Genomic DNA, 18623 nt, shown 5'->3' on the forward strand with positions numbered 1-18623 from the left:
ATCGGCTGACCGGCCACGACAGTCGTGACGTCGGCAGTGCGACACTTGTCGCATGTCCGCACAGGAGCCGTTTGCCGCCGAGACAGCCGACGGGACGGGCGGCGCTGCGCGGGAGCAGGGCTTCGAGCCGGAGCCGGTCCTGCCCGAGCCGGTACGGCAGCGCGTGATCACGCTGGCCGCCGCCGCGATCACGGACCTACCCATCGAGGAGCTACCGACGGCGCTGCGCCGGGTGGCCAAGTTCGCCCCCAACCGGCGTGCCCGGCTCGGCGGCCAGGTCATCGCCACCCAACTCGCCGGCGACCCGCTGCTGCGGCAGCGGCTGGCCACCCGGGCCGTGGAGGCGGCGGGTGGGCTCGGGGCGGCGATCGTCGAGGGGGCGCCGCCGGCCGCGGCCGACCCGGTCGAGGTCGCCGCGCTGGCGTACCTGTCCAGGCCCGAAGGGTGGCGCGACCTGGTCGTGGCCGCCACCCAGGCGGTCCGCGCGGACACCGCGAGCGCCGCCGTCGAGGAGCGGATCCGCGAGACCGAGCAGCGCGCCGCGCGGGCCGAGCACGACCGGGCGGTGGCCCGGGTCGAGGCGGACAAGCTGCGCGACGAACTGGCGCGGCTGCGCGACGAGACCGCCGGCCTGCGCGAGGAGGCCCGCACCCTGGGCAAGGCGCTGCGGGAGGCGCAGGCGCGCGAGCGCAAGGCGGGCGAGATGCTCGCCACGGAGAAGGGCCGCGCCGCCCGGGCCACCGCGGAGCACGACGCGGAGGTACGCCGGCTGAAGACGAAGCTGGCAGAGGCGGAGTCGCTGGCCGGGGCGGCGCGACAGACCGCCAAGGACGCGCGGGCCGTCGACGACGCGCGGCTGTGGCTGCTGCTGGAGACGATCGGTCGGGCGGCGGTGGGCCTGCGCCGGGAGTTGGCGCTTGAACCGACCGACCGGATGCCCGCCGACTTCGTCGCCGACGTCCATGCCGAGCAGCCGGGCGCGACCGGCGGCGCGACCAGCGCGCGGGCCCTCGACGCGGACGACCCGGCGCGGCTGGATCAACTGCTCGCGCTGCCCAAGGCGCACCTGGTCGTGGACGGGTACAACGTGACCAAGCGAGGGTTCGCTGAGATCTCGCTGGAGCAGCAGCGCGGTCGGCTGGTCAACGGTTTGGGCGGCCTGGCCGCGCAGACCCGCGCCGAGGTCACCGTCGTCTTCGACGGCGCCGAGCGGGTCGTCGGCCTGCCGCCGGCGCCACGGGGCGTCCGGGTGCTGTTCTCCCACCAGGGCGAGACCGCCGACGACCTGATCCGCCGGCTCGTCCGGGCGGAGCCGGCGGGCCGCCCGGTCGTCGTGATCTCCTCGGACCGGGAGGTGGCCGACGGGGTGCGCCGGCACGGCGCGTACCCGCTCGGCGCGGACACGCTGCTGCGGCGTCTGGCCCGGTCCTGACGGTTTCTGTCGTACCCCCTTCCTAGGTTGTGGTTACCCACAGTGGTGGACCCACTAGGAGGAGTCATGCTGATCGACTGCGACACGTGCAAGGTGCGCGGGCAGGCGTGCGGCGAATGCGTGGTCAACGTGCTGTTCGGCCAGGCACCACCGGCCGCCGCCGGCACCGAGGCGGACGTCGGCCCGGCCGACGAGGCCGAGCGGCGCGCCCTGCAGGTGCTCGCCGACGCCGGCTTCGAGGTGACGGTGCTCAGCCGGGAGGACACCCGGCCCCGGTTACGGCTGCTGCCGTCCGTGCGGCGCGGTCACCACGCCGCATAAGACGCGGTCACCACGCCGCACAAGACGCGGTCACCACGCCGCATAAGACGCGGCACCACGCCGCACAACCTGGCCGTGACGGCCGCCGATTACGATTGGCTCGCCCGATCAAGCGGGAGGAGCCGCGCGATGACCCCTCGGTGGTGGGCCGCTGCCACGCTCGTGGCTCTGCTCGCGGCGCTGGCACTGGTCACGGCGCTGCGGGTGCCCTGGGGCAGTTCGCCCGCGCCCCGCGCCGACCAGGTCGCGGCGCTGCGTGAACTGCCGGCCGACGCGGTCGCCCGCGGCCGTGCGTTCCACGCGGCCCTGCGGCCGGGCATGTACGGCGGGATGGTCATCGGCCTCCTCGCGGCGCTCGTACTCGGCCTCACGCCGTTCGGCGCCGCGCTGGTACGCCTGGCCGGCCGACCGTTCGGAGGGCACTGGCTGGCAGAGGCGCTCCTGGGCGGGCTGCTGGTGGTCTTCGCCGGCGAACTCGTCGGCCTGCCCTTCGCCGCCTGGCGGCAGAGCGTGGTCCGCCGGTACGGCCTGTCCACCCAGAGTTGGGGCGGATGGGCGGTCGACCTGCTCAAGGCGTACGCGATCGGCGCGGTCCTGGGCGCGATCGTGCTGGTCGGCTTCTACACGGTCACCCACTTCGCGCCCCGGTGGTGGTGGGCGTTCGGCGCGGCCGGTGCCGCCGGGCTGACGGTGCTGCTCACGTTCGTCTTCCCGGTCCTGATCGAGCCGGTGTTCAACAAGTTCACCCCTCTTGCGCCGGGCCGGTTGCGCACCAACCTGATCGCGATGGCCGACCGCGACGGCGTACCGGTCTCCGACGTCCTGGTCGCCGACGCCTCGCGGCGTACCCGGGCGGTCAACGCGTACGTCTCGGGGCTCGGCCCGACCCGCCGGATCGTCGTCTACGACACACTGCTGCGCGAGGCGCCCCCGGCCGAGGTGGAGTCGGTCGTCGCGCACGAACTCGGTCACGCGCGCGACGGTGACGTGGTCACCGGCACGCTGATCGGCGCTCTGGGCGGGGCCGCCGGCGTCTGCGCGCTGTACCTGGTCGGCTCCTGGACCGGCCTGCTGCGCCGGGCCGGGGTGGAGTCGTTGGCCGAACCGCGCGCGGTTGCGCTGCTGCTGGCGATCGGCGCCGTCGCCGGGCTCGCCGGCGGACCGCTGCAGAACGCGGTCTCGCGGCGGATCGAGGCCCGCGCCGACCGGCACGCGCTGGCCCTCACCCGCGACCCGGACACGTTCGCGACCATGCAGGCCCGGCTGTCGCAGGTAAACCTGGGGGATCCGGACCCCAACCCGGTCGAGTACGCGCTGTTCGCGTCGCACCCGTCGACGGTGCAGCGGATGGCCGCGGCCCGAGCATGGTCGAGGAGCGCCAGATGACGCGAACCCTGCTGGTGACCAACGACTTCCCGCCCCGGCCCGGCGGCATCCAGCAGTTCGTGCACAACCTCGCGGTGCGCCAGCCGGCGGGGGAGATCGTGGTGTACGCCTCGACCTGGAAGGGCTCCGGGAAGTTCGACGCCGACCAGCCGTTCGAGGTGGTCCGGGAGGACACCGGCGTGCTGCTGCCCACGCCCCGCGTCGCGCGCCGGGCGGCGGAGCTGGCCCGTACGTACGGCTGTGACACGGTCTGGTTCGGGGCGGCCGCGCCGCTCGGACTGCTCGCCGACGGGCTGCGGCGGCGGGCCGGGATCCGGCGGGTGGTGGGGCAGACCCACGGGCACGAGGTCGGCTGGGCCGCCGTCCCGGGCGCCCGCGGCCTGCTGCGGCGCATCGGCCGCGGCGCCGACGTGATCACGTACCTGACCGGGTACCAGCGGGAGCGGTTGGGTCGCGTACTGGACCGGCTGACCACTCTGGAGCGGCTGGTCCCCGGCGTGGACGCGGAGGTGTACCACCCCGGGGTCGACGGCACCGAGGTCCGCGCGCGGTACGGCCTGGCCGGCCGGCCGGTCGTGGTGTGCGTGTCCAGGCTGGTGCCGCGCAAGGGCCAGGACGCCCTGATCCGGGCGCTGCCGGAGATCCGCCGCCGGGTGCCCGACGCCGCGCTGCTCGTGGTCAGCGGCGGCCCGTACCGGAAGACGTTGCAGCGGCTGGCCCGCGAGGCCGGCGTCGCCGACCACGTCGTGTTCACCGGCTCGGTGCGGTGGGAGGAGCTACCGGCGCACTACGCCGCCGGGGACGTGTTCGCGATGCCCTGCCGTACCCGCGGCGGCGGCCTCGACGTGGAGGGGCTCGGCATCGTCTACCTGGAGGCGTCGGCGACGGGGCTGCCGGTCGTGGCGGGTGACTCCGGCGGCGCCCCGGACGCGGTACGCGACGGTGAGACCGGCTACGTCGTGAGCGGGCGCGACCTGGCCCAGATCGCCGATCGGGTCGCCACCCTGCTGTCCGACCCCGACCTGGCGCGCCGCCTCGGTACAGCCGGGCGGGCCTGGGTGGAGGCCGAGTGGGGCTGGCAGACCCAGGCCGACCGGATGCGGGCCCTGCTCACCGGCGCCCAGCCGTAGAGCCAAGCGGGCGCCCCGCGACGAGCGGGGCGCCCGAAGGCGATCAGAACTTGGGCGAGTCGGGAGCTTCGAGCAGGCCGAGCCGCAGCGCCGTCATCAGCGCCTGGGCCCGGTTGGCCGCGCCCAGCTTCTCGTACAGCTTCGAGATGTGGGTCTTGGCGGTCGACTCGGACACGAACAGCTGCTTGGCGATGCCCGCGACGCTCATGCCGTCGGCGAGCAGGCGCAGCACCTGACCCTCGCGCGGGGACAGTTGCGGCCCGGTGGGCGCCAGCCGCCGCTTCATCGCCTCGGCGAGGTCGGCCGCGGTGAAGGCGCTGGGCGCCGACGCGGCGTGGCGGGCGGCCGCGACGACCTCGTCGGCGGGGGCGGTCTTCGGTACGAACGCGCTCGCGCCGGCTTCGAGGGCGCCGAACAACTGGTCGTCGCCGGCGTACATGGTCAGCACGACGATGCCCATGTTGGCGCTGGTCTTGCGGAGCGCGCGGGTGGCCTCGAGGCCACTGCCGTCGGGCAGACGCAGGTCCATGATGACGACATCGGGCTGCAGCGCGCCGGCCTGGCGGATCGCCTCGGCCGCGGTCGCCGCCTCGCCGACCACCTCGAACTGCCGGTCACGCTCGAACGCGTGGCGAAGCCCCCGGCGAATGAGGTCGTGGTCGTCGACGAGCAGAACCTTGGTCCGGGTGGTCGAGGTGACGGGTGTGGACATTCCGGAGCTCTCTCCTTGCTTAGTGTGACTCACACGCTACCGCGCCGCGGCGCGGAGCCAAGCACAACTGCCACTGTCGTGCCACTCGGCACACGAGGCCTGATCTCCAACCGGCCACGGATACGTTCCGCGCGTTCAGCCATGATTGCAAGACCGTACCGGCCCTCTTTGGGCCGATCCACCATCCCGTGTCCGTCATCTGACACTTCGATCTCGGCGAACGGCGGATCAATGGTGCAGGTCACCCACAGGTTCTCGGCTCCGGCGTGCTTGCGCGCGTTCGTGATCGCCTCCTGGGCGATGCGCAGCAGTTCGGCCTCTGTGGCGGCGGGCAGCCGGGCGGTCGACTCGTCCAGCGACAGGTGCACCCGCAGGCCGGCCGACTGCCCGACGGTACGGGCGTAGTCCGCGATCGCCGTGGCCAGGCCGCCGTACCGGTCCACCTCGCTGCGCAGCTCGAACAGGGACAGTCGCAGCTCGGTGATGACCCGGGTGACCTCGTTGCGCAGTACCCGCAGCTCCTCGGTGGTGGCGTCGACGTCCGGGAGGGTGGCCAGGGCGTTGTCGATGCCGTACCCGACCATCACCAGTTCCTGCGCGACCCCGTCGTGGATCTCGCGGGCCAGCCGCTGCCGTTCCTCCGATGTCGCCAGCGAGCGGACCTCGTCGAAGAGCAGGGCCGCCTCCAGCCGCAGCGCGGCCGGCGCGGCCACCTGCGCGGCCTGGGCGACCAGGGCCGGCGGGTACGCGCCCGGCGAGTCGGCCTCCAGCGCGATCAACCCGATCGTACGGACGCCGGCGACCAGCGGCACGATCAGCGCCGACACCTCGACCCCCGGGGGTACCGCGGAGCGGGCCTGCGACCGGTTGGCCGTCTGCGGTTGCTGGCTGGCCCACGCGTCGGCGATCGCCGAGTCGGCGTCCAGGCCGGTCTCCCAGTCGACCCGGTCGGCCCCCATCTGGGCCAGTACCACCAGCCGGCCGCCGCCGCTGGTGGACAGGACGGCCGCCCGGGTCGCCGGCGCGACCGCGCGTACCTCGTCGAGCAGGTGCTCGGCCAGGCCGCCGGGGTCCAGAGTGGCGCCGGGCAGTTGCCGGGCGACGCTGCGCAACTGGGTGAGCAGGCGGGTCGCCTCCGCGTACGGCTGGGGCGAGTCGCGCTGGGCGAGCAGGCTGTGCTGCAGGATCCCGGCCACCGCCGCGGCGGCGATGCTCAGGCCGACCCACTGGACGGCCGAGCCGGTGAACCCGGCCGGGCCGAGGTCGGGGTCGGCGAGCCGGGCCGCGGTGAGCACCACGACGGCGGTCGCCAGCAGCGCGGGTGGCTCGAACCGGCGACGGGCCAGGGTGGCCGCCACGGTCGGTACCCACAGGTAGGCCAGGACGACGGCCGCGGCGCCCACGGTCGCGCCGGACCGGTAGGCGGCGTGCGCGATCGCGGCCGCGGCGAGACAGGTGACCGCGACCTCGGCCATGCGCGACAGCGGTCCGATCACGCGGTGCTGCGGCATCAGTACGGCCGGAGCGCCCGCCAGCACCATCAGCGCCAGCCAACCGAGCACGTCCTGGTACGGCGCCAGGCGCAGGGACAGCACCGCCACCAGGGCGAGCACGCCGGCCCGGACCGCCAGTCCGAGCAGGCGCGGCCGAGGCAGGAGTACGGGATTGAGTGGCTCCTCAACTGCCATAGATCGCGGCGATCTCGTTGGCGTACTCCTTCATGACCACGTTCCGCTTGACCTTGAGCGATGGGGTCAGCTCGCCGGTCGCCTCGGTGAAGTCACGGGGCAGGATGCGGAACGATTTGATCGCCTCGGCCTTCGAGACGGCCTGGTTAGCGTAGTCGACGGCCTCCTGGACGGCCGCCCGCAGTTCCTCGTCGCGGGACAGTTCGGCCACGGTGGCGTCGGCCGGCTTGCCGTGCTCGGCCTTCCACGCCGGCAGCGACTCCTCGTCGATCGTCACCAGCGCCGCGATGAACGGCTGCCGGTCCCCGACGACCATGCACTGGCTGACCAGGACGTGCCCGCGGATGCGGTCCTCCAGCACGGCGGGCGCGACGTTCTTGCCGCCGGCGGTGACGATCAGTTCCTTCTTGCGGCCGGTGATGCTCAGGAACCCGTCGTGGTCGAGGGTGCCAAGGTCACCGCTGTGGAACCAGCCGTCGGCGTCGAGCGCCTCGGCCGTGGCGGCCTCGTTGTTCCAGTACCCCCGGAAGACCTGGGGGCCCTTGATCAGGATCTCGCCGTCGTCGGCGATCTGCACCGTGGTACCGGGCAGCGGGCGACCGACCGTACCGAGGCGGATCCCGTCGTCGAAGTTGGCCGCGACCACCGGGGAGGTCTCGGTCAGGCCGTACCCCTCGCGGACGTCGAGGCCGATGCCCCGGTAGAAGTGGGCCAGCCGGACGCCGAGCGGCGCGCCGCCGGAGATCGCGTACTCGCAGCGCCCGCCGAGCGCGGCGCGCAGCTTGCCGTACACGAGCTTGTTGAACAGCGCGTGCTGGGCGCGCAGCACCAGCCCGGGGCCGCCGGAGTCCAGCGACTCGCTGTACGCGATCGCGATCTGCTCGGCCCGCTTGAAGATGCCGCCCTTGCCGTCGGCGGCCGCCTTCTGCTGCGCGGTGTTGTAGACCTTCTCGAACACCCGCGGCACCGAGAGGATGAACGTCGGCTGGAACGACGCCAGGTCCGCGACGAGGTTCTTGACGTCGGGGGCGTGCCCCATCCGGACCCGGGCCTGTACGCAACCGGCCTGGATGATGCGGGCGAACGAGTGGGCCAGCGGCAGGAACAGCAGGGTTGCCGCGTCGTCGCGGAACAGCGCCCGCAGCTTGGGTACCGCGTTGGCGATGTCCGCGTACAGGTTGCGGTGGGTCAGTACGCAGCCCTTGGGTCGGCCGGTGGTACCGCTGGTGTAGATGATCGTGGCGGTGTCGTCGGCGTTGACCGCGTGGCGGCGCTCGTCCACCTCCTCGGCTCCGACGGCGGCACCGGCGGCGACGAGTTCGTCGACCGCGCCGCGATCGGCTTCGATCTGCCAGAGGTGGGTCATCGTCGGGATCCGGTCGCGCACCTCAGAGACGGTCGCGCGGTGGGCGTCGGTCTCCACGAAGCAGGCGACCGCGCCGGAGTCCGACAGGATCCAGGCGACCTGCTCGGCGCTGGAGGTCTCGTAGATCGGTACGGTGACCGCCCCGGCGGCCCAGATCGCGTAGTCGATGAGGGTCCACTCGTACCGGGTCCGGCTCATCAGGCCGATCCGGTCACCCACCTGTACTCCGGCGGCGATCAGGCCCCGGGCCAGCGCCACCACCTCGTCGAGGAACTGGCCGCAGGTGACGTCGCGCCACTCGTCGCCGACGCGGCGGGCGAACTGGATCGCGTCCGGCGCCTGCGCCGCGTTCGCCCATACCGGGTCGGTGAGGTTGGCCGAATCGCCGATGATCGCGACCGGCGGTACGGAGAACTCCCGCACGTCGACTCCTCGCGTGTCTGCTGGCCGGTACCCGAAACGTACCGGCAATCCGGCCGCCACTGTATGTGGGGTTTACTGGAGCGCGCGCCGTGAGCGCGATCACGTGAGACGTTGATCAACTCGCTGGCGACTCTGGGTGAGCCGAAGAAGTGTGCCCGGCTCGGCGAGGGTAGCCTGCCGTTCATGACGGACACCTCGACGCAGTCGATCGACATCGACGCGCCGTGCGATAAGGTCGCCGCGGTCATCTGCGACTTCCCTCGGTACCCGGAGTGGGTGTCGGCGGTCAAATCCGCCGAGGTGGTGGAGGAGTACGAGGACGGCTACGCCAGCCAGGTGCATTTCGTGCTGGACGCCGGGGTCGTTGCCGACGAGTACATCCTCTCCTACGAGTACGCCGATGACGCCTCCCGCATCGAATGGCACCTCGTGAAGCCATCGAAGATGCAGAAGTCGCAGAGCGGCTCGTACGATCTTGCCGACAACGGCGACGGCACCACGACGGTGACGTACACCCTTGCCGTGGAGCTGTCGATCGGAATGTTGGGAATGTTCAAGCGCAAGGCTGAAAAGATGATCATGGATTCCGCTTTGAAGGAACTCAAGCGCCGCGTCGAGTCGGGTTCGGCGTGAGCGGGTACGACGAGCGACTCGGCTCGGCCCGCGAAGAGGCGGAGCGGCTCGTGGCGGCCGGCCTGGGCTGGGCGTCGACGGCGCTGCACGGCGTCGAGGCGAACCGGCAGTTGCGGGTACTGGCCGAGCAGGTCCTCGACTCGGACCGGGTCCACGACCTCGCCGCCGGCCTCGCCGGTTTCGTGAGCGGCGTGACGCCCGGTGCTGCTGGTGGTTCCGGCACATCCGGACCCGGTGTGTCGACCGGCTCCGCCGACTGCTGCGTGTGCCCGGTGTGCAAGGCGATCTCGGCGTTGCGCGACCCCAGTCCGGAGTTCGCCGAGCGGCTCGCGTCGGCGGTCGGCGACGTCGTGGTCGGAATCAGCGGGCTGCTCCGCGCGTTGAGCGGGACGGTACCCAGGCCGGGGCACCGCGGTGCCGAGGATCCGTGGCACGAGGCCACCACCGCGCCGGAGTCCTCGGACCCGGCAGCGCGTCCGGAGTCCTCGGACACCCCGCCGCGTCCGGAGTCCTCGGATACAGCGCCGCGTCCGGAGTCCGAGGGTGCCGGGGCCGCGCCGGCCAAGCGGGCCGCCAAGAAGGCGGTGGCCAAGAAGGCCGTCGCGAAGAAGGCGGTCGCCAAGAAGACGGTCGCCAAGAAGACGGTCGCCAAGAAGACGGTCGCCAAGAAGACGGCGGCTGAGCCCGCCGCCAAGAAGGCAGCGGCGAAGAAGGCGGTGGCCAAGAAGGCCGTCGCCGGCAAGACCAACGCGCAACAGGCCGTGGCCAAGAAGGTCACGGCGAAGAAGGCTGTCAGGAGGGCGGTCCCCAGGGACCCCGGCGACGGCCCCGCATGACGAACGAAAGCAGGAACGCGTGTCGTTGACCATCGGAGTCGACATCGGTGGGACCAAGGTGCTCGGCGGCATCGTCGGCCCCGACGGGCAGGTACTGGCCCAGGCGCGTCGACCCACGCCGGCCCACGATCCCGCCGGTACGCTGATCATGATCAGCGATGTGATCTCCGAGCTGACCAGCATCCACGAGGTGGACGCGATCGGCGTCGGCGCCGCCGGCTGGATCGACGCCCAGCGTTCGAAGATCATGTTCGCGCCGAACCTCGCGTGGCGGGACGAGCCGCTGCGCGACCGCATCGCCAGCCGGTTCGACGTTCCCGTCGTGGTCGAGAACGACGCCAACGTGGCCGCGTGGGCGGAGTTCCGCTTCGGCGCCGCCCGTGCCGCCTCCGACTCGATGGTGCTCTACACCGTGGGTACCGGCATCGGCAGCGGGATCGTCCTCGGCGGGGAACTGATCCGCGGCGCCCATGGCGTCGCCGCCGAGCTCGGTCACGTCAGGGTCGTACCCGACGGCGAGCTCTGCGGCTGCAAGCGCCGGGGCTGCCTGGAGCAGTACGCCAGCGGCAGCGCCCTGGTCCGGTACGCCCGGGCCACCGCCAAGGAGAACCCCGACAAGGCCGAGCGCCTGCTCACCCTCGCGGGCGGGATGCCGGAGGCGATCACCGGTCCGATGGTCACGGCCGCCGGCAAGGACGGCGACCCGGCCGCGATCGCCGCGTTCGAGCAGGTCGGGTACTGGCTGGGCAACAGCATGGTCGACCTCGTCCAGGTCCTCGACCCGCAGGTGATCGTGATCGGCGGCGGCGTGATCGACGCCGGTGAGCTGCTCATGGCCCCGGTCAGGGCCAGCTTCCGCGACTCCCTCGAGGCGCGCGGCGTCCTGCCGGTAGCCGAGGTGAAGGCCGCGGAGATGAGCAACCTCGCCGGGGTCGTCGGCGCCGCCGACCTGGCCCGCCGCCACTAGAAGACCGTGAAGCTGCGCCTGCTGTCGTACAACGTGCACGGGCTGCGCGACGACCTCGACGCCCTCGCCGCGGTGGTACGGGCCGCCGAGCCCGACGTGGTGGTCGTACAGGAGGCGCCGCGCCGGTTCGGCTGGCGGGCGAAGTCGGCGGCGCTCGCGCGCCGCTTCGGCCTCGTGGTGGCCGGCGGTGGCCTGCCGGCCCTGGGCAACCTGGTGCTGACCAGCCTGCGGGTACGGGTGCTGGGGGAGACCTGCGTCCGGTACCCGCTGACGCCCGGTCGGCACCTGCGCGGTGCCGTGGTCGTCCGGTGCGAGGTCGGGCGTACCCGTTTCGCCGTCGCCGGCTCGCACCTGGCCACCGACGACCGCGAGCGGCCCGCCCAGGCCGAGCTGCTGCGGCGGGTACTGGCCGAGGTCGAGGACCCCCTGCTGCTCGGCATCGACGTCAACGAGACCCCGGCCGGCGACTCCTGGCGTACCCTCACCGGCGCCGGACTGGTCGACGCCGCCGCCGTCACGGGGTACGCGGATCTGCCCACGTTCCCCGTCAGCGGGCCGGACCGCCGCATCGACGCGATCTTCGTCGACCCGCGCTGCGAGATCCTGGAGTACCGGGTCTTCGACCCGCCGCCGGCGCAGCTGGCCAGTGACCACTTCCCGTTGCTGGTCGACGTCACCCTGCCTTCGTGATCATTACGACTCTCGACGAGTCGTGGTCTCCGGACGCCGTTGGGGCAATGACTTTCCCGAAGTTGTGACGATCTTCTCCGCGAGGGTGGACAAGACGCTTCCGCTGCCGAGAGGATGCCGAGCCGGGAGGGGAGTCAAACGTGACTGACGACATCGGGATTCGGCCCGACACCGCGGCATCCGCAGCCCGGGTGTGGCGCGACGGCGAGCCGGTGTACGACCGCGGCGACGCGGTCTGCGTGATCGGCGCCGGGGGCAGCGGCCTCAACGCGATCAAGAACCTCCGGGAGGCCGGGTTCAGCGTCGACTGCTACGAGCGGGAGACCACCGTCGGCGGGGCCTGGAACTGGCGGCACGACCGCAGCCCGGTCTACGCCGGCGCATACCTCATCTCGTCGAAGCCGTTCACCCAGTTCCCCGACTTCCCGATGCCCGACGACTGGCCGGACTACCCGCACCACTCGCAGCTACTGGCGTACTTCGAGCGGTACGCCGACCACTTCGGCCTGCGCGAGCACATCTGGTTCGGCACCGAGGTGACCCGGATCGACGCGGTGCCCGACAGCCGGCACTGGGACGTCACGATCCGCGGTTCGCGCGGGGGGGATCCGAAGACCCTGCGGTACGCCGCCGTCGTGGTCGCCAACGGCCACAACTGGTCGCCGCGCTGGCCCGAGCTCGAGGGCCTGGAGGACTTCCGGGGACAGGTGCTGCACGCGAGCGCGTACTCCGACACGGCCCAGTTGCGCGGCCGCAAGGTCCTCGTCATCGGGGGCGGCAACACCGGCTGCGACATCGCGGTGGAGGCCGCGCAGCAGGCGACCCGCTGCTGGCACTCGACCCGCCGCGGCTACTGGTACGCCCCGAAGTACGCCATGGGCCGCCCCGCCGACCAGGCCAACGACCTGATGCGATGGGCGCGCCTGCCGATGTGGCTGCGCCGCTGGATGTTCAAGCGGCTGCTGGGCGCGACGATCGGCGACTTCACCCGGCTGGGCCTGCGCCGGCCCGACCACGAGCTGTACGAGTCGCACCCGGTCGTCAACAGCCAGCTTCCGTACTACCTCGGGCACGGCGCGATCGCGCCGGTGCCGGACGTCGCGCGGTTCACTCGCAACGGCGTGGAGTTCGTCGACGGGTCGAGCGCCGAGCCCGACCTGGTGATCTTCGCCACCGGGTACCGGCCGGAGTTCGAGTTCGCCAGCCCTGAGCTGCTGGGCATCGACCACGACGGGAAGCCCCGGCTGCGGCTGCAACTGTTCTCCCGTACGCACCCCACGCTCGCGGTCGCCGGTCTGGTTCAGCCGGACAGCGGCATCTTCCCGATCGTGCACTGGCAGACCGCCCTGATCGCGCGCTGGCTGCGGCTGTGGGACACCGCCCCGGAGCGCGCCGCCGCGATCTGGAGCCGGCACCAGGGCGAGCCGGAGCGGCGGTTCACCCAGGCGCGGGTCACCGGCTCCAGCCGGCACTGGTTCGAGGTCGACCACATCGTGTACCTGCGGGCGCTCCAGCGCTCCCTCGACGAGCTGGAGGCCGTCAAATGACCGTGAAGATCATGCGGCAGCGGGAGTGGGCGTTCCCGCCGGCACCCGCGCGCCGCGAGGTGCTCACGGCGACGCCGGCCGAGCCGACCGACGCCCCGCCGCTGCTGTTCGTGCCCGGCTTCAACCACGGCGCCTGGGCCTTCGCGGAGCACTGGCTGGAGCACGCCGTCGAGCGGGGCTTCCCGGCGTACGCCATGAGCCTGCGCGGGCACGGTGAGAGCGGCCCGTCGCCCGGGGCGGACCTGCGGGCGTACGTGCACGACGTCACCCAGGTGGCGGCGGGCCTGCCCCGGCAGGCGGTTCTGGTCGGACACGGCGCGTCGGCGCTGGTGGTGGCGATGGCGCTGGCCCGGTACCCGGCGCGGGCCGCCGTCCTGGTGTCGCCCGTCTTCGGCGGCGTCCGCGCGGCGTTCTCCACGCTGTTCCGCGCCCCGCTGGTGGCCGCGCCGGCGATCGTCGGGCGGCCGTTGCGCCCGCGGCGCGGTCACCTGTTCAGTCGTGACCTGCCGATCGCCGATGGCAGCCGGTACGCCGCGCGGCTGGGCGGGGCGTCGGCGCGTGCCCAGTGGCAGTTGGTCGCCCACTCCGCACCCGAGGATCCGGTCGGCACCCCGCCGGTCCTGGTGGTCGGCAGCCCCGACGACCGCGTCGTCGGCCGGGCCGCGCTCACCGCCGTGGCCCGCCGGTACGGGGGTGCCCCCCTGCTGTTCCCCGGCATGGGGCACGACCTGATGCTCGACGCCGGCTGGAAGGAGCCGATCGACGCGATCCTGGATTGGCTGGACAAAATCGATCAGTAAGGGTCAGACGATGGCCCCGTCGTCGTCCGACCCGTCGTCGGACTCGTCGCCGGGGCGCAGCCGCCAGATCAACGTGATCACGCCGGCCAGCAGCGCGCCGAAGCCGAGCAGCATCGCGACGTCGGCGTCGATCGGCAGCACGTCGGGCTTGAAGAACAGCAGCAGCCCGCCCGCGATCCCGGCCAGCGCGAGCACCACCGGCGCGGGTGGCCTGGGCACCGGAGGCGGGGGCGGGGGCGTGTAGCCCTCGTCGCTGTCGGGCAGGTGGGCGCCGAACGTGTCGAGCGCGTCGAGCAGCGTCGGTTCGTCGGGGGAGCGGGTGGCCGGCCGGTCGGGCGCCCGCTCGCTCCGGTCGGCGGCGCTGTCGCGCGCCTCGACCTCGTCGGTCTCCAGGTCCAGTCGGTGGCCCAGGTCGGGGTCGGTGTCGTCGAGGGCTCGCTCGGAGATGTTCTCCGCCGCCGGCCAGGGCGGCGCGGTGTCGTCGAACGTCGCGTCGTACCCGGCGACGATGCGCGCCCAGGCCGCCTCGACGTCGACCTTCCCGTCCGCGTCGGCGACCGGTGAACCGGACGGCGAGACGGCCTGGTCGCCGGTCGCCGACTGGCCGACGGCGGCCCCGCCTGCGCCCGCGCCCTCGTCGGCGCGCAGTTGCGCGAGGTACTCGCGTGCGGTGCCCAGATGCTCCCGATCCGCGTACAACCGGTCGATCGGACGGGTCGGCAAGGTCGTCGTCCGGGTGACCGGGTGCAGGTCGGTGGCTGGCAGCAGGTACGCCGCTATGCCCTCGCCGGCCAGCACGTCGAGCAAATGTTCGCCCACGCGCGGATCGACGTCGCCCACTGCGGCATATTCGGCCGCGCTGAGCCCGTTGTCGCGCCTTCCGCGCCGGAAGCCACCCGCTGGCACCGGCTCTGCCCTCCTGTCGCGGACCGCGCCACGACGACGGGTACGCCGCGGGTGACCGCTGACCGAAATCCTGACACGGTTGCCCACTGTTCGGGGAGTGCGTTGTGGTGTGAGGTACTGGGTTCGTACGCTCAACAGCAAACAGACGGATGCGGCCGGCGGATGGTCGTACACCGGACGGACACCAAAACGGTGTATTTGGAAGGACGGGTGTGGTCTACTCGCTGCTCAAGTACCTCATCCTCGGCCCATGGCTGCGGTTGATCTTCTGGCCTAAGGTCGAGGGTCGCGAGTACGTGCCTGCCACAGGCCCGGCGATCCTCGCCAGCAACCACCTCTCCTTCTCGGATTCGATCTTCATGCCGCTGATGGTCAAGCGGCGGGTCACGTTCGTGGCGAAGCAGGAGTACTTCACCGGCCGAGGGCTCAAGGGCTGGCTGACGAAGATGTTCTTCGTCGGTACCGGCACGATCCCGGTCGATCGCTCGGGCGGCCGGGCGGCCCAGGCGGCGATCGACACCGGCCTGCGGGTGCTCCGGGAGGGGCACATCTTCGGGATCTACCCCGAGGGCACCCGGTCGCCCGACGGGCGGCTCTACCGGGGCAAGACGGGCGTGGCGCGGCTCGCGCTCGAAAGTGGAGCGCCCGTCATCCCGGTCGTGATGCTCAACTCCGACGTCGTCCAGCCGCCGGGCAAGCTCCTTCCCAAGATCAAGCGGGTACGGATCCGGTTCGGTCCGCCGATGGACTTCTCCCGGTACCGGGGGATGGCCGGTGACCGGTTCATCGAGCGTGCCGTGACCGACGAGATCATGTACGAGCTGATGGAGCTCTCCGGCCGGGAGTACGTCGACGTGTACGCCCAGAAGGTCAAGTCCGGCCAGGCCAAGTCGGGCCGGTCCAATCCGGCGGAGCCGTCGGAGCCGTCGCAGTCCTCCTCGGCCGTCGCCGCGTAGCGGTACCCGGTGCGACCGAGCGCCCGGTGGTCAGCGCTCGGTCATGCCGGCCCGGCGCCGCAGCGCCCCGAGGTCGGTGACGACGATGCGCCTGCCCTCGGTACGCAGCCAGCCCCGGCTGGCGAAGGATCCGATCGCCTGGTTGACGCTCTGCCGGGAGCCGCCGGCCATCTCGGCCAGCTGGCTCTGGTTCAGCTCGATCGTCACCATCGGCGCACCCGTGTCGCCGGCCAGGCGGACCAGCGTCTTGGCCACCCGGCCGGGGAGGTCGAGGAACACGTGGTCGGTGTTCTGCTCGGTCAGCCGCCGGATCAGGCCGCCCAGCGAGCGCATCACCGCATCCAGGATCCGCGGGTTGGCGTGTACCAGCTCCAGGAACGCGCCCCGGGACAGGGCGAGCGCCTGGCAGTCCTCGATCGCCTCGGCGGACGCGGAACGGGGCGACCCGTCCAGAAGTGACACCTCGCCGAGCACGTCCGGCGGCCGGACGACCGAGAGCACGGCCCGCTCGCCGGTCGGCGCGGTACGGAAGACCATGACCGCGCCGCGCCGGACCACGATGACCGACTCGCCAGGGTCATTCTCGACGAACAGCAGCTGACCCTTGCGATAGGTCCGCGGAACGGCGGCGGCGATGACGCGCTGGCGGACCTCCGGCTCGAGGGCTGCGAACATCTCCACACCGGTCAACGCGTCGCCGGGATCCGGTAGCCGAACCTCCACGGTCCAACCCCTCCCCGGTAGGAACCCGACAGTTACCCCAGATCATGACGGCCCGGTTGCGCTGTGTACACCCCCGGACGTCGATCGTCCGACTCTGGATCGTCGCAGGTTAGCGCTCCCAGCACGGATGGCGAAGGACGGTATGCCGGCGATCACGATCAGTTGCACAAACGCGCTACGGGCTTATGTGTACCGATCGACCGCCGTCGGTGCAAGTTCCGGCTGTCGCAAGTGGACCGTCTCTCCGGTCCCGAGCTGTCCGGCCGGCCCCACCCCGCCCCGGCGTGAGGGCGGGCGGCGGGACGGTGGAGGATGGGAGCGATGCCGTACCGCTACTTCTACGACTGCGAGTTCATCGAGGACGGGCGCACGATCGACCTCGTCTCCATCGGGGTGGTCGACGAGCGCGGCCGGGAGTTCTACGCCGTGTCGACCGAGTTCGACGACTCACGGGCGATCCCGTGGGTGCGCCGGAACGTGCTCGACAAGCTGCCCTCGCCGGCCGACCGGGCATGGCGCTCGCGCGAGCGGATCCGCGACGACCTGTACGAGTTCCTGACCGAGCCGCTGCGAACCGGTGACGCCGACGAGATCGAGCTGTGGGCCTGGTACGCCGCGTACGACCACGTGGCGCTGGCCCAGCTCTGGGGGCCGATGACCGCGCTGCCCCGGGAGCTTCCCCGGTTCACGAAGGATCTCCGGCAGTTGTGGGACGACCACGGCCGCCCGCCGCTGCCCACCATGGCCGACCGCCATGACGCGCTGGTCGACGCCCGGCACAACCTGGCCCGCTGGCAGGCGATGGGGCCGATCGGCCGGGGCGGTGCATAACGGATCCCGGCTGGGAGCGCGTCCGACATCATCGAACTCCATCGCGGCGTCGCTACGTCCTCGCTCCCGTAGGCGACTACAGTGCGCAGTTGCGGCCCGCCCCGGGCCGGCAACGATGCCGAACGCGGGGCCGGATCTTCGTCCCATCCGTCCGGCCTGCGCCCACGGGGCCCGCCTGTCGTTTACGCGCAAACAATTGGGAAGGACGACCAGGTTATGCGTATCGGCGTGCTCACCGGTGGCGGTGACTGCCCCGGCCTCAACGCGGTCATCCGCGCCGTGGTCCGCAAGGGCGTCTCAACGTACGGCCACGAGTTTGTCGGGTTCCGCGACGGCTGGCGCGGGCCCCTCGAGGGGCTGACCCGCCCGCTCGGCATCCCCGAGGTGCGTGGCATCCTGCCCCGCGGCGGGACCATTCTGGGCTCCTCGCGTACCAATCCATTCAAGATCGAAGGTGGCGTCGAGCGGATCAAGGCCAACCTGGCCGACCACGGCATCGACGCGCTCATCGCCATCGGCGGCGAGGACACCCTCGGCGTCGCCACCAAGCTCGACGAGCTGGGGGTCAATGTCGTCGGCGTACCGAAGACCATCGACAACGACCTCGGCGCGACCGACTACACGTTCGGCTTCGACACCGCCGTCAACATCGCCATGGAGGCGATCGACCGACTGCACACCACGGCCGAGAGTCACCACCGGACCCTGGTCGTCGAGGTGATGGGCCGGCACGCCGGCTGGATCGCCCTGCACGCCGGGCTGGCCGGCGGCGCCAACGTGATCCTGCTCCCGGAGCGCAACTTCGACATCGACCAGGTCGCCGCGTACGTGGAGAAGCGGTTCCAGACGCAGTACTCCCCGATCATCGTCGTCTCGGAGGGCGCGATGCCGCTGGAGGGTCAGATGGTCCTGCAGAACCAGGAGAAGGACGCCTTCGGGCACGTCCGGCTCGGCGGCATCGGTCAGTGGCTGGCCGGCGAGATCGAGGAGCGTACCGGCAAGGAGGCCCGTACCGTCGTGCTCGGGCACATCCAGCGCGGCGGCACGCCCACCGCGTTCGACCGGGTCCTCGCGACCCGGTTCGGCCTGCACGCGATCGACGCCGCCCACGACGGCGACTTCGGCACGATGGTGGCGCTGCGCGGCACCGACATCGTGCGGGTGCCGCTGGCCGAGGCGACGCGGGAGCTGAAGACGGTACCGGTCGAGCGGTACACCGAGGCCGAGGTCTTCTTCGGCTAGTAGATCTCGGGTCGTCGCGAGCCGCGGCGGCTGA

18 protein-coding genes are annotated in these 18623 nt (G+C 72.1%); 13 read left to right on the forward strand and 5 right to left on the reverse strand.

Annotation, left to right across the window (positions count from 1 at the left end; genetic code table 11):
- Positions 1 to 52 precede the first annotated feature (52 nt).
- From Pme01_RS07915 to Pme01_RS07930, 4 genes are all read left to right on the forward strand, one after another.
- On the forward strand, positions 53 to 1432 hold the full coding sequence (locus Pme01_RS07915) for an NYN domain-containing protein (protein WP_168114935.1): 1380 nt from the start codon (positions 53 to 55) through the stop codon (positions 1430 to 1432).
- Between the two features lie 66 nt (positions 1433 to 1498).
- Positions 1499 to 1753 carry a hypothetical protein gene (locus Pme01_RS07920; protein WP_168114936.1) on the forward strand — a complete coding sequence of 85 codons (255 nt, stop codon included), beginning with the start codon at positions 1499 to 1501 and terminating at the stop codon, positions 1751 to 1753.
- A 129-nt stretch (positions 1754 to 1882) separates the two neighbouring features.
- Entirely contained in the window at positions 1883 to 3139 is a 1257-nt protein-coding gene (locus Pme01_RS07925) for a M48 family metallopeptidase (RefSeq protein WP_168114937.1), read from the forward strand.
- Complete coding sequence (locus Pme01_RS07930) at positions 3136 to 4269, forward strand: glycosyltransferase family 4 protein (RefSeq protein WP_168114938.1); 1134 nt, start codon at positions 3136 to 3138, stop codon at positions 4267 to 4269. The genes Pme01_RS07925 and Pme01_RS07930 overlap by 4 nt, the downstream gene beginning before the upstream one ends.
- A 43-nt stretch (positions 4270 to 4312) precedes the next feature.
- Here Pme01_RS07930 and Pme01_RS07935 read toward each other — a convergent pair whose 3' ends face one another.
- The 3 genes from Pme01_RS07935 to Pme01_RS07945 are packed head-to-tail and all read right to left on the reverse strand — an operon-like array spanning position 4313 to position 8458.
- Entirely contained in the window at positions 4313 to 4981 is a 669-nt protein-coding gene (locus tag Pme01_RS07935; protein ID WP_168114939.1) for a response regulator transcription factor, read from the reverse strand.
- A gap of 29 nt (positions 4982 to 5010) precedes the next feature.
- Positions 5011 to 6669 (reverse strand): sensor histidine kinase, encoded by a 1659-nt coding sequence (locus tag Pme01_RS07940; protein ID WP_168114940.1) that lies wholly within the window; start codon positions 6667 to 6669, stop codon positions 5011 to 5013.
- Positions 6659 to 8458, reverse strand: a complete 1800-nt coding sequence (locus Pme01_RS07945; protein ID WP_168114941.1) for an AMP-dependent synthetase/ligase — start codon at positions 8456 to 8458, stop codon at positions 6659 to 6661. Before Pme01_RS07945 ends, Pme01_RS07940 begins: the two co-directional genes overlap by 11 nt.
- A 183-nt stretch (positions 8459 to 8641) precedes the next feature.
- Here Pme01_RS07945 and Pme01_RS07950 point away from each other — a divergent pair, with 183 nt between their 5' ends.
- From Pme01_RS07950 to Pme01_RS07975, 6 genes are all read left to right on the forward strand, one after another.
- On the forward strand, positions 8642 to 9091 hold the full coding sequence (locus Pme01_RS07950; protein WP_168115085.1) for an SRPBCC family protein: 450 nt from the start codon (positions 8642 to 8644) through the stop codon (positions 9089 to 9091).
- Entirely contained in the window at positions 9088 to 9927 is an 840-nt protein-coding gene (locus tag Pme01_RS07955) for a histone H1-like repetitive region-containing protein (RefSeq protein ID WP_203935491.1), read from the forward strand. The genes Pme01_RS07950 and Pme01_RS07955 overlap by 4 nt, the downstream gene beginning before the upstream one ends.
- Before the next feature lie 19 nt (positions 9928 to 9946).
- The gene (locus Pme01_RS07960) at positions 9947 to 10894 is read left to right on the forward strand and encodes an ROK family glucokinase (RefSeq protein WP_168114942.1); all 948 of its coding nucleotides are present in this window, start codon (positions 9947 to 9949) and stop codon (positions 10892 to 10894) included.
- A 6-nt stretch (positions 10895 to 10900) separates the two neighbouring features.
- On the forward strand, positions 10901 to 11584 hold the full coding sequence (locus tag Pme01_RS07965; RefSeq protein ID WP_168114943.1) for an endonuclease/exonuclease/phosphatase family protein: 684 nt from the start codon (positions 10901 to 10903) through the stop codon (positions 11582 to 11584).
- 140 nt (positions 11585 to 11724) lie between these two features.
- Positions 11725 to 13131, forward strand: a complete 1407-nt coding sequence (locus Pme01_RS07970; RefSeq protein WP_168114944.1) for a flavin-containing monooxygenase — start codon at positions 11725 to 11727, stop codon at positions 13129 to 13131.
- Positions 13128 to 13931: an alpha/beta hydrolase gene (locus Pme01_RS07975; protein WP_168114945.1), complete on the forward strand. Its 804-nt coding sequence runs from the start codon at positions 13128 to 13130 to the stop codon at positions 13929 to 13931. Before Pme01_RS07970 ends, Pme01_RS07975 begins: the two co-directional genes overlap by 4 nt.
- A 3-nt stretch (positions 13932 to 13934) precedes the next feature.
- Here Pme01_RS07975 and Pme01_RS07980 read toward each other — a convergent pair whose 3' ends face one another.
- Positions 13935 to 14837, reverse strand: coding sequence for a DUF308 domain-containing protein (locus tag Pme01_RS07980; protein WP_168114946.1), 903 nt, complete (start codon positions 14835 to 14837; stop codon positions 13935 to 13937).
- 212 nt (positions 14838 to 15049) lie between these two features.
- Between Pme01_RS07980 and Pme01_RS07985 the strand changes: the two genes are divergently transcribed.
- Complete coding sequence (locus Pme01_RS07985; protein WP_168114947.1) at positions 15050 to 15793, forward strand: lysophospholipid acyltransferase family protein; 744 nt, start codon at positions 15050 to 15052, stop codon at positions 15791 to 15793.
- 30 nt (positions 15794 to 15823) lie between these two features.
- Here Pme01_RS07985 and Pme01_RS07990 read toward each other — a convergent pair whose 3' ends face one another.
- Complete coding sequence (locus Pme01_RS07990; protein WP_168114948.1) at positions 15824 to 16516, reverse strand: Crp/Fnr family transcriptional regulator; 693 nt, start codon at positions 16514 to 16516, stop codon at positions 15824 to 15826.
- Positions 16517 to 16837: 321 nt separating this feature from the next.
- Here Pme01_RS07990 and Pme01_RS07995 point away from each other — a divergent pair, with 321 nt between their 5' ends.
- On the forward strand, positions 16838 to 17347 hold the full coding sequence (locus tag Pme01_RS07995) for a polyadenylate-specific 3'-exoribonuclease AS (protein WP_168114949.1): 510 nt from the start codon (positions 16838 to 16840) through the stop codon (positions 17345 to 17347).
- A gap of 216 nt (positions 17348 to 17563) precedes the next feature.
- On the forward strand, positions 17564 to 18589 hold the full coding sequence (locus Pme01_RS08000; RefSeq protein ID WP_168114950.1) for a 6-phosphofructokinase: 1026 nt from the start codon (positions 17564 to 17566) through the stop codon (positions 18587 to 18589).
- Positions 18590 to 18623: the final 34 nt, after the last annotated feature.

This window comes from Planosporangium mesophilum, from assembly GCF_016863255.1.
GTDB classification, from domain to species: Bacteria; Actinomycetota; Actinomycetes; order Mycobacteriales; family Micromonosporaceae; genus Planosporangium; species Planosporangium mesophilum.

Excerpts from the sequence above, each read along its gene's own strand:
- Pme01_RS07915 (WP_168114935.1), top strand. The coding sequence starts at position 53 with ATGTCCGCACAGGAGCCGTTTGCCGCCGAGACAGCCGACGGGACGGGC.
- Pme01_RS07920 (WP_168114936.1), top strand. The coding sequence starts at position 1,499 with ATGCTGATCGACTGCGACACGTGCAAGGTGCGCGGGCAGGCGTGCGGC.
- Pme01_RS07925 (WP_168114937.1), top strand. The coding sequence starts at position 1,883 with ATGACCCCTCGGTGGTGGGCCGCTGCCACGCTCGTGGCTCTGCTCGCG.
- Pme01_RS07930 (WP_168114938.1), top strand. The coding sequence starts at position 3,136 with ATGACGCGAACCCTGCTGGTGACCAACGACTTCCCGCCCCGGCCCGGC.
- Pme01_RS07935 (WP_168114939.1), bottom strand. The coding sequence starts at position 4,981 with ATGTCCACACCCGTCACCTCGACCACCCGGACCAAGGTTCTGCTCGTC.
- Pme01_RS07940 (WP_168114940.1), bottom strand. The coding sequence starts at position 6,669 with ATGGCAGTTGAGGAGCCACTCAATCCCGTACTCCTGCCTCGGCCGCGC.
- Pme01_RS07950 (WP_168115085.1), top strand. The coding sequence starts at position 8,642 with ATGACGGACACCTCGACGCAGTCGATCGACATCGACGCGCCGTGCGAT.
- Pme01_RS07975 (WP_168114945.1), top strand. The coding sequence starts at position 13,128 with ATGACCGTGAAGATCATGCGGCAGCGGGAGTGGGCGTTCCCGCCGGCA.
- Pme01_RS07995 (WP_168114949.1), top strand. The coding sequence starts at position 16,838 with ATGCCGTACCGCTACTTCTACGACTGCGAGTTCATCGAGGACGGGCGC.
- Pme01_RS08000 (WP_168114950.1), top strand. The coding sequence starts at position 17,564 with ATGCGTATCGGCGTGCTCACCGGTGGCGGTGACTGCCCCGGCCTCAAC.